7 protein-coding genes and 2 pseudogenes are annotated in these 18,160 nt (G+C 61.3%); 2 read left to right on the forward strand and 7 right to left on the reverse strand.

Annotated features, from left to right (window positions below):
- Positions 1–17: 17 nt before the first annotated feature.
- From U9R81_RS00830 to U9R81_RS00860, 7 genes and pseudogenes are all read right to left on the reverse strand, one after another.
- The gene (locus tag U9R81_RS00830) at positions 18–1,952 is read right to left on the reverse strand and encodes a hypothetical protein (protein WP_322493651.1); all 1,935 of its coding nucleotides are present in this window, start codon (positions 1,950–1,952) and stop codon (positions 18–20) included.
- Positions 1,949–3,478: a serine hydrolase gene (locus U9R81_RS00835; RefSeq protein WP_322493652.1), complete on the reverse strand. Its 1,530-nt coding sequence runs from the start codon at positions 3,476–3,478 to the stop codon at positions 1,949–1,951. Before U9R81_RS00835 ends, U9R81_RS00830 begins: the two co-directional genes overlap by 4 nt.
- Before the next feature lie 387 nt (positions 3,479–3,865).
- A complete protein-coding gene (locus U9R81_RS00840) occupies positions 3,866–4,189 on the reverse strand; it encodes an ATP-dependent Clp protease adaptor ClpS (RefSeq protein ID WP_322493653.1) in 324 nt (107 codons plus the stop codon).
- A gap of 61 nt (positions 4,190–4,250) precedes the next feature.
- The gene (locus U9R81_RS00845) at positions 4,251–6,974 is read right to left on the reverse strand and encodes a VWA domain-containing protein (RefSeq protein ID WP_322493654.1); all 2,724 of its coding nucleotides are present in this window, start codon (positions 6,972–6,974) and stop codon (positions 4,251–4,253) included.
- 472 nt (positions 6,975–7,446) lie between these two features.
- Positions 7,447–11,418 (reverse strand): GAF domain-containing protein, encoded by a 3,972-nt coding sequence (locus U9R81_RS00850; protein ID WP_322493655.1) that lies wholly within the window; start codon positions 11,416–11,418, stop codon positions 7,447–7,449.
- A complete protein-coding gene (locus U9R81_RS00855; RefSeq protein ID WP_322493656.1) occupies positions 11,415–12,386 on the reverse strand; it encodes a YgfZ/GcvT domain-containing protein in 972 nt (323 codons plus the stop codon). The genes U9R81_RS00850 and U9R81_RS00855 overlap by 4 nt, the downstream gene beginning before the upstream one ends.
- 71 nt (positions 12,387–12,457) lie before the next feature.
- Positions 12,458–13,801 (reverse strand): annotated as a pseudogene (locus U9R81_RS00860) (cytochrome P450).
- 187 nt (positions 13,802–13,988) lie between these two features.
- On the opposite strand from U9R81_RS00860, the gene U9R81_RS00865 reads away from it, so the two are divergent.
- Both U9R81_RS00865 and U9R81_RS00870 read left to right on the forward strand, forming a co-directional pair.
- On the forward strand, positions 13,989–17,648 hold the full coding sequence (locus tag U9R81_RS00865) for an SDR family NAD(P)-dependent oxidoreductase (RefSeq protein WP_322493657.1): 3,660 nt from the start codon (positions 13,989–13,991) through the stop codon (positions 17,646–17,648).
- A 242-nt stretch (positions 17,649–17,890) separates the two neighbouring features.
- Positions 17,891–18,160: pseudogene (locus U9R81_RS00870) on the forward strand (hypothetical protein); the annotation flags it as partial.

Genomic DNA, 18,160 nt, shown 5'->3' on the forward strand with positions numbered 1-18,160 from the left:
TCGCGGATCATAGACATTTAGGGAGCAGGTTTTAACTCTTTTTGGCGGCGCAACCGGCGCTCAATCCGCTCTTTCAGTTTTTGGATCAAGGCCTGCTGTTCGGCGATCGCAGCATCGATCCGCTCGACCTGATCTTCGAGCTGGGCCAACGTCGCCACATACCGCTGGCGCAGCGCGCCTTCCTCGCCATCGCTGCGTAAGGGCGCAAGCTGTTGTTGCAGGCGCTGTTGACGCTCGAAGATGCGCTGCCGTTCGTGCTCGTGTTCGGTAATCGTCTGTTCGGCGACGCTGATCTGGCGGAAGAGATTGAGGATAGCAGAGAGTTGCTGGAAGGTATCCTGATCGAGCACCTTGTCGTGGAGAAATTCCTGCAACCGTTCGCCGCTCAGACTGCGAATCTCTTGCCGGCGCGAGAGCAGCCGGCGCTCGCAGACGACCAATTCCGCCTTGCCAGCCGCAGGAACCGCTACCTGCCACCGGGCCAGTTTGCCAGCTTCGGCCAGCGGCGGCGGGGTGTCAACCAGTTCGGTGTTCTCGGTGCGGGGATGCTCGATAATCACCGTGCAAGGATCAGCGAGTGTGCTGGTTATCGTATACCGCCGGAACCGAAGCTGATACTCGTTAAGGAACAGATCGCCATCTTGAAGGCGGAGACTGTGCAGTTGCTGCGTGGTAGATGCGGACTCTTCCACCGTCACCCCCAGCTCAACCGCGTGAAAGACGGTCAGTTCGGCGCCGGTGCGGGTAAAGGGCAGCACCGACTCGCCAGCGTATTCGCCGTTGACCAACACCGTTGCCGGGCCTTGTTCGAGGGTTAGGCCCGTCTCATTGGTGAGGCGAATAGCGGCCAACGGATGGCGTTCGCGCCGCGCGCGGTTATAGACCAATTCGCGCTGGCCCGCCAACGTCACGCCAAGGATCGGCGCCATCGCTGACTTGCCCCGGCCAACGCTGACTGGCTGGGTCACGCGATAGGCAAACAGCGCGCCGCGCTCTTCCCCAGCCGCAACTGGCGCGGCGCTCTCGGTCATCGCCTCGATAGAGACTGCCGGCGGGGCCGGCGGGGCAGCCTTCAGCAATGGCATCGTCTCCGGTTCCATTGATGCCATTGCGCGTAACCGCCGTTCCTGCGACAGCGCCACCTTTGGTTGCGGACGCGCTTCATCGCCGATCAGCGGGCGTTCAGGCGTCTGCGGTTCGTAGAGCCGGTAGCGAAACGAGACCGGCTGGCCGGCGACGAGCGTCACTTCAACATCAACGAGGTCTTCTTCCAACTGGTTATCAAACAGACCCCAGCCTTGCAACAAGCAACGGGCCGCGCCATCGTCGCCATCCTCGCAGAGCAGCCGATAGCTGACCCGCCATGCCGACGCCGGCGCGACATAGCCCACCAGCAGATCGTGCTCGCCGGGGGTGAGGTGAATGGTAGCGGTGCGGTTGCGCACATCGCTGTGCGCGGCGCGCAAGAAGAAGGCGAGATCATTGTGGGCCGCATCATCGAGCAGCTCAACACGCGCCACCTCATCGAGCGAGATCGGGCGCACCGCGCGCTCGTCACTCAGGTAGAGACTGACTAGCGCCCGGCGCAGCGGTTCTTCGTTTTCCACATCCACCCCGATCACAAGGCCACTAATTGTCTCGCCCTGCTTCCCGGTCAAGGTCAAGCGCACCGTGCGCCCGCGCAGATCGCGCAGGAGATCAAGCAGGCTCCGTTCATCTGAGAGATGAATGCTGCCGCGCGCGATCAATGTAGCGCGGTCTTCGGGAGTGGCTACATCGATATTGCGCACCTGCCCGCTACGGTCAATGACGATCAGGCTCTTGAGCACATCATCCATCGCCTCAAGCGAAAAGCTGAGCGTCAACGTCTCGCCGCTCAACGTCCCGCGCCGCTCAAAATAGCCCACTCCGTGTTTGTAGAGCACCATCCGCTTCATGGGCAAACTGCTCATAGCGTTTCTCCCGCAGGTAGCGCATCAAGCCGTACCGGATTGTAAGCAGTGTACACCAGCCGGCTGACATCGGCAATCGCCCTGCCAAGCACTTCATCCGGCCAAGCCCATTGGTCGCCGAGCGGTTTGTAGACATAGATCGCCAGTACATAATCGCCACCGGGTGAGCGGACGATACCGGCATCGGCTTGAGTATGCTCGATCCACCCCGACTTATGTTCGACCCGCACCCCGGCGGGGATGCCAGCCACCATACGGGTATCGTCGGCATTCTCGGCCAGCAGATCGAGCATCTCTTGGCAGCGATCAGGGTTGAGTAAGGCAAACTTCTCTAGCAACATACCCTCGCCACGCGCGCACGCATCAATCATCCGGTAGAGCTGCCCCATCGCATAAGGGGTCGCTCGCAACGCGCAACCGGTCTCAGCATAAGGCGGCTCACCCACGGGATCTTTCGGCCCGCAGCGAAATTTAATGTTGTAGATTCGGATGAAATCGACCGCCTCGAAGGGTATGTAGAGATAGAGATGTTTGAGGCCGAGATCGGCCAGCATATCACTCATCTGTTCAGCGCCGCGAAAGGCGGTCTCGGTGTTTGTGCCGCCGGCTCCCGCCGCCAAAATATCGTTGGCGGCCAGATTATCACTGTCAATGATCATTGCCCGCATGCTTGCCCATTGGCGTTCGCTGAATGCGGGCAGTTTGGTGTAGCCATACAGCATAATCGCCGTCTTAATCGTGCTAGCGGCAGAAAACACGGTACGCTCATTTACCGCCACTTCTGTGCCGGTTGCCAGATCGTAGAGATAGACGCCGATCACGCCATCCCATGCCTCGGCTATTGCTTCAAGCTGTTCGGCAAGCTGCTCAGGCGAAGCGTGAGGTGGCTCGGTGGGCCAGCGGGTGAGGAAGATGGGATCGGCGAGTTGGCCGCGGCTGAGCAAACCGCTGACGATTTCAAGCGAACGGTCAAGATCGATGGCGCGTCCGGGCAGATAGGCAAAGCTGCGCGAGAGCACCTCGGTCGAAGTGATAAGGGTTAGTTCTGGCGCACTCGCCGTTGCAGCAGCAAAAGCCGCTATCTGTTCACGCACGGCAGCCTGATCGAACGCAAGCTGCAACGGCGCTGAAATTGGCTGATCGCTGCCCAACGCCGGCTGCACTGCGGCTAGCATTGCCGGCACATCGGGAAGCAGGTTTATCGAGGACGGCTCGATCGTCGTAGCATACTCGCCGGCGACCAATTGCACTGGCGTAACACGTTCAGACAGCGCGGCAGTCAGGGCCGCTTCAGCTTCAACGGTGGTCATACCGCCAATCGGCACGCCGGCCACTTCGGTACCGGCAGCATAGACCGGCACTAACGGCGGTAGGGTGACAGGAGTGATTGCCGGCGGCGTGGACGCCGCAGCGATCAACGCATCGGCGGGTAACGAACGGGAAGCAGAGCTACATCCGGCAAGGATGGCCACGCAGAGCAGGGCGATGGCAAGAAAACGGGGCCGGAGGTTCATGGTCGTGTTCATGCTCCTTTGTGGTGTAGATTGGTGGGCAATTGTTAGTTTCACCCTCTCCCGTTAGGGTTCAAGGGTTGATGGCGTTGCGATGCGCTGGTGTACCCTCACCCCCAGCCCCTCTCCCAACGGCGCGGGAGAGGGGGCGCAGCGCCAAGCGTTGCGGTATTGTACAGCGATCAACGGCTGTGATCGACCCAATCGTCTGTCCACCTCTCAACCCGTTAGGGAAAGGAAACCTTTTTGCTAGCCTACGCGAAACTCCTGTGGGCAATAGTTGCGCGTTACTTCCTGCCAAGCAGCGCAGCTAGCGCTTCCCGCTAGCAACGGGAAGCGGGAGGGGCGCAAGCGCGACAGGCATTGCTATCAATCCACAAGCGGCCAGTAACATACTGGCCATTATTGATCCGGTTCAAGGTAGAACGTGAGCGGATAACCAGCCTCGCGGGCGGCGTGATGAGCCTGATAGACCCGCTCTTGCGCCGCTTGGAACGGCAATACCGTCACCAGCGCGCGCCCTTCGTAATGCGCCGTAAGCATCACCTGTTCGGCGCGGGCCAGATCCAGTTCAAAAAAGACGCGCAACACGATGACAACAAAATCCATCGGCGTCACGTCATCATTTTCGACAATGACGCGATACGGGCGCTCAAGCTCTTCATCGCTGGCAACCGCAAAGGTGATGGCGGGCCGCACGACGACTGTTGGTTGTTCAGTTGGCATGGGCTGCTCCAACGGTGACAGCGAGAACCGGTACTTTTTGGCAGTATAACATAAAGCGTCACTACTCTTTGCGCTGCCGGCGCCGTTTGGCCGCCAGCAATGCCGCAATCCGCTCTTCGTCGCTGAGGGTAGCCGCTGGCTTAGGCGGAGGCGGGGCAGCCGGTGGGACTAGCGGATCAGGCGCAGCCGCCCGGCGGGCCGGACGTTTGACTGGCACAGCGGTGAACGCGGGCAACGGCACGAACAACCGGCGCAGGGCAATATCAACCGGCAACAGAATCAGCGCCAACCAGAGCAGCGGAATTGTCACGGGCCAGACATCGTACACGGCGCGGGTGGTAGGCGTAAAGAGCGCAGTTGGCGATGGATCGACGCTGCCGCCGGTCAGGGCAGCAATATCGGCCAACAAGCCGGGGTTCGCGGCAAACCGGCCATATTCGGGCGAATAGCTCACGGCGAAGCCGGCAGTGGCGCTGCCGAGAGGCTGGCCAGCGCGATCGAACGCGCTAACCTGCACCAGATACGCTCCCGCCTGATCGATCGTCGCAATGGCGCGATAGCGACCGGGAGCGACTTGGGTAAACACTAGCTCAAAATTGGTTGCCAAACCGCTCACCCGGCTGCGGATCTCGCCAAGTTCCAGCGGCAAGCCCCGCTCATCAAGCGCGATGAGATCGATCTCGGCGCGATTGGCAATCACCGACGCAGCGAGTGACAGCCGTTCCCCGCCACTGAGCGGCAGCGTCTCGGCGACCAGATTGGCGGCAAAGCGGGGAAATGCAGGCCATGTTAACCACGCCGCCGCCCAACGGCCACTCAGATCGCTCGTCCACGCCAACACGCGCCCCAAGCCAACCTGCGCCGTAGCCAGCAGCGGCGCGCCGTCATCGGCCACCAACAGCGCGCGGGCCAGCAAGCGATGATCGGCAGCATTCCGGCCACGCAACGGCGGCAAAGGGCCAAGGTCGCGCAGCCATGGGGCGGGCAAGGCCAGCGCCGGCACAAATGGCTCTTCGATCAGATCACGATTAGCGATGCGCACCGTCTCTTCGAGAAAGATCTGAGGCACAGCCTCGGCCCGTTGCACCAGATAGTAGCGCCCGCCGCCGATTTGGGCCGCGCGTTCAAGCGCCGGATCGGTATCCAGCCCGATCGCTACCGTGCTGACCGTCACCCCCTGCGCGCGCAGATCAGCGACCAGATCGGCATAATCGGTTTCGGAGATGCCATCGGTGAGCAGAATCATGTGGCGAATGCGGGCATTCGCTTGCGCGATCGTCTCGGCGGCGAGCGCCACCCCGCTGCGAATATTGGTGCCGCCGCCGGCGGCCAACCGGCTGAGCGCATCTTCGATTGTGAACAGATCAGGCAGCGGTTGCAACGGCAGCAGCGTATCGGCGAAGCTATCGAAAGCGATAATGGCGATCTGATCACGTTGCGATAAACCGCGGCTGGCTTGATAGACAGCTTCGCGGGCCAGATCAAGTTGGGTGCGCCGGCCATCAACTAGCTCGCTCATACTGCCGCTACGGTCGATCACTAACACCAGCGCCAGATCGGGCCGCTCTTCGCGCAACGGCGGATCGAGCGCCACTGGCAAGATCGGCTCAAGGAACGACCGCCGCCAACCGCCAGCGCCAAACGATTGGGTTCCCCCTACCACCAACAATCCGCCACCCAAATCGCGGACATACGCGGTCAAGGCGCGTTGCAGAACTGTTGAAACTGCTTCCGCCGGCGTATCAACTAGCGCAATTGCATCGAAAGCGCGTAGATCGATCGGATTGGCCGGAACTCGCGCTGGCGCTTGCACAGCAACCTCAATCCCGGTAGCACGCCATGCGGCAGCTAGCGCTGCAGCGCGTTCGGGTTCAACCGTGATCAGCAACACCCGCGGCGGCCCACTGACGAAGGTAAACGCTACAGCGCGATTATTGGCCGGTTGGGCATCGAATGGCGCGATCAAACGCGCCTCAAACTGGCGAAAACCGGAATCTCCCGCCGGTGTATTGAGCGTTATTTGGTTAAGACCGGCAACCAACGTGACCGGCTCTTCCGCCGCTACTTGACCATCAACGATGAGCTGCACCGTTGCCGGGCCAGTCACTTCGCTGTCAATCTGCACCATGAGCGGAATGGTTTGATCAACACTGGCCGTCGTTGGCGCGATCAACGCAGTAATAAGCGCATCAGGGCCGCGCTCAGCCAAGAGCGGCACCACCTCGATCGGCACGCCGCGAGCTGCGGCCAGCCGGGCAGCGACCAGCGCATCACCCTCATTTTCACCGCCATCTGAGAGCAACACGAGGCGTTGGTGCATCGTGCCGGGCAAGATCGCCAAGCCAAGCTGGATTGCATCTTCGATGTTTGTGCGCGACGCAATCACTAGCGAATCTAGCCGGGTGAGCGGTCGGGGAGGCTCGGCGACACGCTCAACCGCCGCGCGCGCGCCAAAGACGATCACCGCCATCCGGTCATCGGGTTCAGCGGCAGCGAGGGCCTGTTCAATGTATGCCAACGCAACAGCACGCTGGGCCGGCGCCACCGAATCACTCGCATCAATCAGAAACACCGTGGCAATCGCTTGTACCGGACGGCCCACCTGCAAACCGGCCAACGCCAACACCAACGCTGCGAGCAGCGCCAAGCGCACAACGACCAGCGCCAACATCCGCGCCCGGCCAAGGCGCCGGCGCAAATCGGCACGGCCAAGCCACATGAACCACAGCAAAGGAATGGCGAGCGCAAACAGCCACAGCGCTGCCGGCTCAATCACACTCAGCACAATGACCTCCATTCAACAGTTGCGGTGGATCGCCAGCCAGCCAACAACATTGTATACCACTTGCTGGGATCATCGCCTGTCAGTGCGAGGGGACGCAGCCCCTCCTTCTGTCATTGTGAGGGGGCGTAGCCCCCGAAGCAATCTCCCCCTTTCGCGGAATGGGTGCCTGTGCGGGTTGCTCTCGCGCTCGCAGGGGATGGCTGCGCCGCGCGGGGCAAGGAACCCGGCCCCCTCTCCCGCCTGACAGCGAGCGAGGGGGAGCCGCTGGATTGCGGGCAAAGTATGACAGGCGTGGAACGCAGCAGCGCCCCTCCTTCCGCGGAATGGGTGCCTGTGCAGGTTGCTCCCGCGCTCGCAGGGGATGGCTGCGCCGCACGGGGGCAGAGCATCGCTCTTCCCCTACGCGCGGCGCGCAATGACAGTAGGCGAGGGGGGATGGCTGCACCGGGCAGGGCATTGCAACGCGATGCGCCTACTCGACCCGCACTACAACAAGCGTCATATCATCGTGAACCATGCGCCCTTCGCTAAACGCTTGCACTGCCGCCAACAGGCGATCAAGCAGAGCTTCGGGCGGTAAATGGCCCCAGTGGCGCACCAATTGTTCGAGCCGGTCGAACCCGAACAATTCGCGTTGGGCATTCTGCGCTTCGACAATGCCATCGGTGTAGAAGACGACGGTATCGCCGGGAGCCAGCTCTAGCTCAATCTGATTGTAGCGGGTATCGCGCTGTACGCCTAACGGCAGTGCGCCAGCCGTTTCCAGAAACGTTATGCCGCCATCGGCATGGCGCAACAAGGGCGCTAACTGGCCGGCATTGGCCAAGGTCAACCGCAGCTCAATCGGGTCGATCAACGCATACCCCAACGCGACAAAGGCATTGCGCGGCACATCATCCACCAGCCAGCGATTGGTCTCGGCCAACACCAAGCGGGGCAACTCGTGATTGCGCGCCTCGGAGCGGGCCGTCGAACGGGCCACGGCCATCAGCATCGCCGCCGGCAATGACTTGCCGCTGACATCACCAACGATCACCCCGATGCGCGAACCGAGATCGATCACATCGTAGAAATCGCCGCCGGTCTCGCGGGCCGGCAAACAACGGGCAGCCAAGCTGAGACCGGGGCACGTCGGCAGTTCGCGCGGAAAGAGATTCGATTGAATCTGGCGGGCAATCGCCAGTTCTTGTTCGACTCGCGCCACCGATTCCTGATAGAGTTGCGCATTCTCGATTGCCAACGCCGCGTGATTGGCAAACGCTAACGCGACATCGAGATCACGCTCGCTAAGGGCATAGCGGCGATACGAATCGATATTGAGCACACCCAACACTCGCCCCTTGGCGATCAACGGCACGCCCAGCCACGTCAAAATGCGTTCACCAATATCACTAGGCGGCCAGATCGTGCCATCGGGCGGCGCAACCACCAACATTGGCCGGCGCTCGCGCAAGACCTGACCGGCGCCGCTGCCTTCGAGCGGCAAGATTTTCCCGAGCGGCATCTCTTCAGGCGGCCAACCGCTGGCAGCCACAATCCGTAACACTTGATCATCAATCAGCATGATCGTGGCCGTGTCGTAATTGATCACCTTGCGCAATTCGGCCAGTACGAGCTGCAATACCTCATCAGGGTCGAAACTCGAACTGAGCACGCGGGCCACCTCGCGCAGCGTCTCAGCCGTGCGCCGCTGCTCTTGCTCGGCAGCGAAGAGCAGCGCATTTTCGTAGGCGGTCGCGACCGAGGTCGTCACTGTCATCATCAATTCCAGCTCTTCCTCGGTGTATGATCGCGGCTCGCCAAAGCTATCAAACGAGATCGAGCCAAACACACGCTCGCGACTGATCAAGGGTACTACCACCAGTGACCGCAACCCCATTGCCCGCCAGCGGTCGCGCGAGATCGCAGCGCGCGGGTCGGTTTCGATATCGGCGATCACTTGCGGACGTCGCGCGGTGCAGAGCGCCTCAACCAACGGATTGTGACGCAAATCGATCGTCGCGCCGAGAATGCCGGTCGGTGGATATTCAGCCACGACTTCGCCAGTCTCATCGTCGTGAAATAGCACTAAGCCAGTATGATCGGCCCAAAAGAGCTGCACCAACTCGCGGGCAGCAATGTCGAGAATCGCCTGTTGGTCGAGACGAGCCGCGAGCAAACCGGCAATCCGGTTGACCAACGCCATGCGGGCCGCTTGCCGTTCAGCGGCGATCGCATGCGCCTGCGCCGCCTCAAAGAGCCGTGCATTCTCGCGCGCCTGCCGCTCGCGCTCTTCAAACAACTGCACCTTCTGCACAGCTAGACTAATCAAGCTGGCGATTTGGGCCAGAAAATCAATCGTGCCATCATCGTACTGATAAGGACGCTCATCTTGCAGCACGACCACGCCGATGGCCGCCTCGTGGTGAGCTAATATCGGCACCCCAACCCACGACCGCATCAGGTGGGCCGAACCAATCGGATGCGGCTTGATCCCCATCTTGTCAATCCACTGGCGATCAACGGTCAGATCGTGAAAGCACAGCGGCTGCCGGTTCGTCAGCAACCAATCGGTCAGCGAATCCGGCGGCGTCCGCCGGCCCATCAGTTCATCGCCAAACGGACGGTTATGCTCAACAAAGATGGCGTAGCGCACCAAACGCGAGTGCGGATCACAGAGGAGCAAATAAAAGACTGAGGCGGCGGTCAGATCAACCACGATCTGGCGGGCCTCATTCAGAATCCGGCTCAGATCATACGAGGCGGCCACCAGCTTACCAATCTGATTAATCGCCTGCAATTCAGCAATCTGGCGCGCCCGTTGCGCCAGCAAGGTAACATTCTGCACGTGCAAGGCTAATTGCGCCGCCACATTACCGAGAAATTCCATATCGCGCGGCGTAAAGGCATGCGGACGGTAGCTCTGCACGCTCACCATGCCAATGGCGCGCCCATCGCGATCGAGCAGCGGCCAGCCCATCCACGAACGCGCAGTGCGTTCGGCGCCGACAATAATGCTATCGACATCAGCCAACGTCTGGATCTCAACCGGTAGATCGCGCAAGAAGATCGGTTGGCGTTCGCGCAGAATCCGCGCTGTCAGCGAACGGGGCGGCGGCGGCTGGCTGATCCAATAGGTGTAGAGTTGGCCCTCATCAAGCGTAATGCCATCGCTAATCAAATGGCGTACTGGATCGTAAATCACCATTGAAAAGACATCGAACGTTAAGCATGATTGCAGATCAGCCGCCGTGCGTTGCAACAGATCGCGCGCGGTTTGGGTGGTTGAAGCCGCCAGACTAATTTCACGCATTGCGCGCAACTCGGCGATCTGGCGCTCACGCTCTTCGGTCAAGCGGCTATGCTCGACGAGGATCGCGATCTGATTTGCCACCGACTGGGCCAACACCAGCTCGTGCGGCGCGATTTCCCGCGGCGTAAAACCGAAAAAGCTTAAGGTACCCAACCCATGCCGGCCCACCACCAGCGGCAAGTTAATCGTCGATTCAAAGCGGGGAAAGAGATGGGGCGGAAACGTAGCCGGGTCGTACTGGGCATACCACTCACGGCTCACGATCCGCGGCTGCATCTGCGTGACCACCTCGCGTAGGGGGCTGATTTCAAGCGGAATTTGCCGGGTTTGCTCAATATATTCTTTACTAAATCCGCGCTGCGCGCGCAAGACCAAGAGCGTGCTGGTGGGGTCGAGCAAGCGCACATTGCCGGCCTCGAAATGCAAGGTACTCATCGCGATCGCTAGCGCCTGATCGAGCAACTCATCGAGCGAGCGCGGATCGACCAGCGTCGAAGCGAGTGCGCTCAGGGCAGCGAGTTCTTCGCGTCGCGCCGCCAGTTGCATCGCCAATTCACGGCTCAGCCGTTCTTGCTCTTCAACCAGCACTGCATTCTCAAGCGCCAATGCGATCACATTGGCAATCCGCTGCAACAGATCGAGCGTCTCGTGAGTGTAACGATTCGGCTGATAACTTTGCAGCGAGATAACCCCAACCACTGCTTCGCTAATCATCAGCGGCACGCCGATCCATGAACGCGAGAGTTTGGCGGAGTTGCCAAACGGTACCGGCGGCAAACTAGGATCGCGCTCAACCAACAGATCGCGGAAGAGCAATGGCTCGCGCCGGCGCACAATCAGGCCGGTCAAGTAGCCATATTCACGGTTTTCGAGAAACTCAATCTGGCCTTCGTCATACAAGAGCGCAGCTTTGAACAGTTCAGGCCGTTCATCGCAAAAGGCAAGGTAACAGGCATCAAAATCGAACACCTTGTGCAATTCACGCACGATCGTTTCAAAGATCACGCGCAACGACGGGCGGTTACGCGCAGCCAACCCTATCGCGTACAGAGCCGCCAAAATCTGTTGATCGCGCTCTTGCTGGCGGCGCAGCGCATCGCGCTGGCGTTCGAGATCGCCGATCAATTGGCGACGGCGTGCCGTGCGAGTCATTGGTCGTGAACCTGTGCTGTAGCTGTAAACGGTAGGCGGCAAACGATGGCCGGTTGATCATCGATAAACACGGTGACATCAGGTTCAGCGTAGGCGCTCCGCAGGTAGGCCAACCCAATCCAGCCATAGCGCGGCGAGCAGGCCGCACTGGTCAGATCGCCAATCTCTTTGCCATCGGCAACGACCTTTGCCGGCAGGGATTGGGGGGCTGCCAGCAATCGCACGCCGCGCAACTGTTTCGCAATCCGCCCGCGACTCTCCATACGCGCGATGATCTCTTGGCCGACGTAGCAACCCTTTTGAAAACTCACCGCCCGCCAGAGATCGGCTTCGAGCGGGATGTAGTCGAGCGTGATTTCGCGGCCAAAGCGCGGGTAGCCGTGTTCGACCCGCACAATCTCAAACGTATCCGCATCAAGGATGGTCGCACCTGCCGCTTGGCATGCCGCCAGCAGCGCCGCGGTATGCGCCGCTGGCGGGTAGAGGGTATAGCCATCGCCACCGAGCGGATCGCAGCGCGCCACTAACACCTGCGCGTCACTCCACTCGCCATTGGCAATGCCGTAGCGGGGCACTTCAACCGGCAAGCCCAACGCCTGCACAATCTGGCCGGCCTGCGGCCCATAGAGGCCAATCTGGCCCAACTCAGCGCCGGCATCGGCCACCGTCACCTGATCGTTAAAAAAGATATTCTTGCGCAGATGACGCAGTATCGGTGCCCCATGGCTAGGGCCGGTCTCTAACAGTAAGGCATCGGGCAGCGCATAAACGCGCAACAGATCAATCATCCGCCCGATCGGCGTGGTCAGCACGGTCAATGTGCCTTGACCGGCTTGCAATCGCTCGATATGGTTGGTCGAGAGACGATGCAACAACGAGGCCCGATCACGGCCCCGCATCCACAACCGGCCCCGGTCTGACTCATCAATAGCTACGGCGCCAGCATACACCGCCTCGTAGCCGGACATCACTGCCTCATTCATCGCAGCTTTCTTGCAATCTGTATCATCGTTGAAAACAATCATCTCACTTCATTGTATCATGCATGGCTTACGATCGACTGACGCAACCGCAGCCGTAACGGCATCCCATAGCGCGGGCGTAAGGTAATGCCGGTCTGCAATGCGATCGGATGCTCAGGCACCGGCTCAAAACGCCAACGGTGGGCCAGCGTCGCCAACACCAACACCCCTTCCATCCACGCAAACGGCTCGCCGATACAGTTACGCAGCCCGCCACCAAACGGGAAGAAGGCGAATTTCGGGCGCGCGGCCCGCGCTTCCGGGGTGTGGCGCAACGGATCGCACCGGTAAGGGTCGGGGAAAAAGCGCGGATCGTGATGGATTAACCACGGGCTCATGAGAACGATCGTATCCGGCGCGACCCGTACCTCACCGATTATCACCGGTGCGATGGCGCGCCGCCCGATCAGCCATGCCGGCGGGTAGAGCCGCAGCGCCTCGGCAAACACCCACTCGGTGTAGCGTAGCGCTGGCAGATCGGCCACGGTTGGCAAGCGATCGCCAAGCACGGTGTCGAGTTCGGCTACCAATGCGGCAGCAATCGCAGGATGCTGCGCCAGCAGATACAAGGCCCATGCTAAAGCGTTGGCCGTCGTTTCGTGACCGGCGAGAAAGATGGTCAGCAGCTCATCGCGCAACTGGGTATCGGTCATGCGATAGCCATCGCCCTCGTGATCGACTGCCATCAGCAGCATTGAGAGCAGATCGCCGCGATCGACCGGGTTGGCGCGGCGTTCGGCAATGATCCGGTACATAATCGCGTCGAGGCGGGCTTTAGCCGCTTGAAACCGGCGCACCGGCGGCAAGGGCAGGTGCATCAACCAGTCGGCGAGCGGTAGTACCGCCAGATCAAACATCGCCACTAGATCATGCATCGCGGCAAAGACATCGGCAGCGTCGGCTTCCGTCTCAGCGGAAAAGAGCGTCTCACCGACTACGCGCAGCGTAATCGCCTGCAGCTCACGGCTCATATCAAGCACAGCGCCATCAGATCAGCGCGCGCTGCGCGCTGCCGCCGCCGCCACCATCGCTGCGCCATAGGCCGCGATGCGTTGGCGATGAAAGGCCGGCTGGATCAACCGGCGCTGGCGGAGATGCACCTCACCCTCGCTGGTCAGCAAGCCTTCACCCAGCAACCGTTTCGCCCGCTCTAACACCCGGCCTTTGACAAAGGCACGATTGTACGTCACCAACACCTCGCGGATGAGGGTTGGATGATTGACCAGCAGCATGGCTTGCGGGCCGGCGCGAAACGGCGCCACATCGCCGCGCGTGGCGAGATCAGCCAGTAACGCGAGCGGATCGCGGCGGAGTTGCTCAAGAGTGCGGATAGCGCGTGGGGAAGGGAACCGGGCCATCATAACCTCCCGGTGCGAGTAATAGAACCTGCCAATGGGAGCGACTATGATACCATGCTTGCCAGCTCTTAACGTTATGCCGCAAAGCGTCAACCGTGCGTGAAATTTAGAACAACGTCATGTTATACTATACCCATCGGTAAAGCATCAATCAATAGTCGACGATGAACCGTTGGCGATGGGGGAATGCATGAGCGTGACAGGGCGTCTGGCAGGAAAGATTGCGCTAATTACCGGGGGGGCCGGCAACATTGGCAGTGATATGACTCGGCGGTTTTTGGCCGAGGGGGCAACCATCGTCATTAGTGGTCGCAACAGCGCCAAGCTCGCGGCGTTAGCCGACCGGCTGCGCGCTGAAGCGGGTGTGCCTGCAAAACGGATCGATCTCGAAGTGATGGACGGCGGCGATCCGGCGGCGGTGCGAGCCGGGATCGAGGCCATCGTTGGCCGGCATGGCCGGATCGACATTCTGGTCAACAATGCCGGCAGCGCCGGCGCGCAGCGGCGGTTAGCCGAGATTCCGCTCACAGCCGCCGATCTTGGCCCTGGCGCCGACGAGACGCTGCAAGAAAGCGTTGCGAATTTGCTGGGGATGGGATGGCATCTGATGCGGGTAGCTGCGCCACACATTCCGGCTGGCGGCGTGATCATCAACATTTCGACTATCTTTTCACGCGCCGAATACTACGGGCGCATCCCGTACGTCGCACCGAAAGCGGCGCTCAATACCTTGACCCAGATCGCAGCGCGCGAACTTGGCGCGCGCGGGATTCGGGTCAACACTATCCTCCCCGGCCCGATTGAGAGCGAACGGATCCGCACCGTCTTCCAACGCATGGATGAGCTCAAAGGGCGGCCAGAAGGCGATACGGCCAACCAGTTCTTTGCCACTATGCGGCTCCACCGGCCCGATGATCACGGCCAACTTGAACGCCGCTTCCCCACCATTGGCGATGTCACCGACGCTGCGGTCTTTCTGGCCAGCGATGAAGCTGCTGCCCTCACCGGTGAGACGATTGAAGTGACCCATGGCATGGAGCTGCCGGCCAGCAGCGAGACCAGCTTGCTGGCCCGCACCGACCTGCGCACGATTGATGCCAGCGGGCGCACGACGCTGATCTGTGCCGGCGATCAGATCGAAGAGGTGATGGCACTGACCGGAATGCTCCGCACTTGCGGCAGTGAAGTGATTATCGGCTTCCGCTCGGAAGCCGCGATTGAGCAGTTTGAGCAGGCGGTCAGCGAGAGCCGGCGCTTGGCTGGCGACGCCTTCACGCCGCCGATTGCCTTGCCGCTCGATCCGCGCGATCCAGCGACGATTGATGCCATCTTTGACTGGGCCGGCGAGAATACCGGCGGCATTCACGCGGCAGTAATCCTGCCCGCTGCCAGCCGCGAACCGGCCACGCAGGTGATCGAGGTTGATGACGGCAACGTAATGAACTTCCTCGCCAACGAAATTGTTGGTTCGATCGTGATTGCCAGCCGCTTGGCGCGCTACTGGCAAACGCAGCGCCTGACGCCGGGAGCGCGCGCGCGCGGCCCGCGGGTGATCTTCCTCTCGAATGGGGCGGAAGCGGGCGGCAACGCCTATGGTCGCATCCAATGCGCCGCAATCGAGCAATTGATCCGGGTGTGGCGGCACGAAGCGGCGCTCGACTACGAGCGGGCGGTCGCCAATGGCGAGCATGTCTTGCCGGCGGTGTGGGCCAACCAGATCGTGCGCTTCAATAACCGCAGCCTCGAAGGGCTTGAGTTCGCCTGCGCATGGACGGCCCAGTTGCTGCATAGCCAGCGCCAGATCAACGAGATCACGTTGACGATTCCCGCCAACATCAGCGCCACCACCGGCGCGCGCAGCGCCGCCGTCGGTTGGGCCGAGAGCTTGATCGGTCTGCATCTGGGCAAAGTGGCGTTGATTACCGGCGGCAGCGCCGGGATTGGCGGCCAGATCGGGCGGCTGTTGGCGCTGAGCGGGGCGCGGGTGATGCTGGCGGCGCGCGATCGCCACAAGCTCGAACAGATGCAGGCCACGATCCGGGCCGAGCTGGCCGAAGTCGGCTATACCGACGTGGAAGAGCGGGTGCAGATTGCACCCGGCTGCGATGTCAGCAGCGAAGAGCAGCTCGTCGATTTGGTTGAGCGCACACTGGCTGCCTTTGGCACAGTCGATTACCTGATCAACAATGCCGGTATCGCCGGCGTGGAAGAGATGGCAATCGATATGCCGGTCGAGGGCTGGCGCAATACCCTCTACGCCAACTTGATCAGCAACTATTCGCTGATGCGCAAGCTTGCCCCGCTGATGAAGAAGCAGGGCAGCGGCTACGTGCTCAACGTGTCGTCATACTTCGGCGGCGAGAAGGATGCCGCCATCCCCTACCCCAACCGCTCGGATTACGCCGTCTCGAAGGCCGGCCAACGGGCGATGGCCGAGGTCTTTGCCCGCTTCCTCGGCCCAGAGGTGCAGATCAACGCGATCGCGCCGGGGCCGGTCGAGGGGGATCGCTTGCGCGGCACTGGCGAGCGACCCGGCCTGTTTGCCCGGCGCGCGCGGCTGATTCTGGAAAACAAGCGGCTCAATGATCTGCACGCAGCCCTGATTACCGCCGCCCGCACCGATTCGCGCCCAATGCGCGAGTTGGTCGAGCTGCTCTTGCCGAACGATGTCGCGGCGCTCGAACACAACCCGGCTGCGCCGGCTGAGCTGCGCGAATTGGCCAAGCGCCTGCGCAGCGAGGGCGATCCGGCGGCTTCGTCGAGCAGTGCCTTGCTCAACCGCTCGATCGCGGCCAAGCTGCTGGCGCGCTTGGTCAATGGCGGTTATCAGTTGCCCGCCGACATCTTCGCCAATCTGCCGGCCCCGCCTGATCCCTTCTTCACCCGCGCCCAAATCGACCGTGAGGCGCGTAAGGTGCGCGACGGCGTGATGGGTATGCTCTACCTGCAACGGATGCCGACCGAGTTTGACGTGGCGATGGCGACGGTCTACTACCTCGCTGACCGTAACGTCAGCGGCGAGACCTTCCACCCGTCGGGCGGCCTGCGCTACGAGCGCACCCCTACCGGCGGCGAGCTGTTCGGATTGCCGGCCCCAGAACGGCTAGCCGAGCTGGTTGGCGCAACCGTGTACCTGATTGGCGAACACCTCACCGAGCACCTCAACCTGCTGGCCCGCGCCTATCTGGAACGGTACGGCGCGCGGCAGGTGGTGATGATCGTCGAGACCGAAGCCGGCGCCGAAACCATGCGCCATCTGTTGCACGATCACGTTGAAGCCGGCCGGTTGCCGATCATCGTCGCTGGCGATCAGATCGAAGCCGCGATCGATCAGGCGATTGCTACCTATGGCCGGCCGGGGCCAGTGGTCTGCACCCCCTTCCGCCCGCTGCCGACCGCGCCGCTGGTGGGCCGCAAAGACAGCGACTGGAGCACGGTGCTGAGCGAGGCCGATTTTGCCGAGTTGTGCGAGCACCAGCTCACCCACCACTTCCGGGTGGCGCGCAAGATCGCGCTCAGCGACGGGGCCAGTCTTGCGCTGGTGACGCCAGAAACGACTGCAACTTCGACCACCGAGCAATTCGCGTTGGCCAACTTCGTCAAAACCACGCTGCACGCCTTCACCGCCACCATCGGCGTCGAGAGCGAGCGCACGGCGCAGCGGATTTTGATCAATCAGGTCGATTTGACCCGGCGGGCGCGGGCCGAAGAGCCGCGCGATCCGCGCGAGCGCCAGCAAGAGCTGGAACGCTTTATCGAAGCGGTGTTGCTCGTCACGGCGCCGCTGCCGCCTGAAGCCGACACGCGCTACGCTGGACGGATCCACCGTGGCCGCGCGATTACGGTGTGAGCAGGCGACAATGACCGGATAACCTCCGAAAGAGAGAGACGTTGCAATGCAACGTCTCTCTCTGCTTTGATCGGTAAAAAACTCTTTGCACTTTTAATGGCTATGTATGGTATCTAGCGCGTATGCGTGCGACATTAACACCAAAAAGTGTTGACCGTTGCTAGTATCCATGCTAGAATAGGCGCGATTACCGCAGAATCCTGATCGCTGCCTTCAGGCGGGAGTAAAAGGAAGGATAGGTCATGGCGGATCCCGACAGCATCTTGCAGCTTGGCGTTGAGGCCGTGCGTAAAGGGGAAAAGGACGAAGCACGCAAGCTCTTCCGCCTGCTGACCCGTGAACATCCGGAGAATATTCAGGGGTGGCTCTGGCTGGCCGGCGTCGCAGAGGATCGGGAAGAGCGACAGGCCGCTCTCGAGCAAGTGTTGCGCCTTGATCCCAAGAATGACATGGCGCTGAAAGGGTTGCAGGCGTTGGGTGTTACCCCCAAACCCGCCGCAGCACCACCGGCT

The organism is Chloroflexus sp. (genome assembly GCF_034435895.1).
In the GTDB taxonomy this organism is placed as follows: Bacteria; Chloroflexota; Chloroflexia; order Chloroflexales; family Chloroflexaceae; genus Chloroflexus.

What these genes read in the sequence shown, in the direction of transcription:
- U9R81_RS00865 (WP_322493657.1), top strand. Translation starts at nt 13,989, where the DNA reads ATGAGCGTGACAGGGCGTCTGGCAGGAAAGATTGCGCTAATTACCGGG.
- U9R81_RS00835 (WP_322493652.1), bottom strand. Translation starts at nt 3,478, where the DNA reads ATGAACACGACCATGAACCTCCGGCCCCGTTTTCTTGCCATCGCCCTG.
- U9R81_RS00830 (WP_322493651.1), bottom strand. Translation starts at nt 1,952, where the DNA reads ATGAGCAGTTTGCCCATGAAGCGGATGGTGCTCTACAAACACGGAGTG.
- U9R81_RS00855 (WP_322493656.1), bottom strand. Translation starts at nt 12,386, where the DNA reads ATGTCCGGCTACGAGGCGGTGTATGCTGGCGCCGTAGCTATTGATGAG.
- U9R81_RS00850 (WP_322493655.1), bottom strand. Translation starts at nt 11,418, where the DNA reads ATGACTCGCACGGCACGCCGTCGCCAATTGATCGGCGATCTCGAACGC.
- U9R81_RS00840 (WP_322493653.1), bottom strand. Translation starts at nt 4,189, where the DNA reads ATGCCAACTGAACAACCAACAGTCGTCGTGCGGCCCGCCATCACCTTT.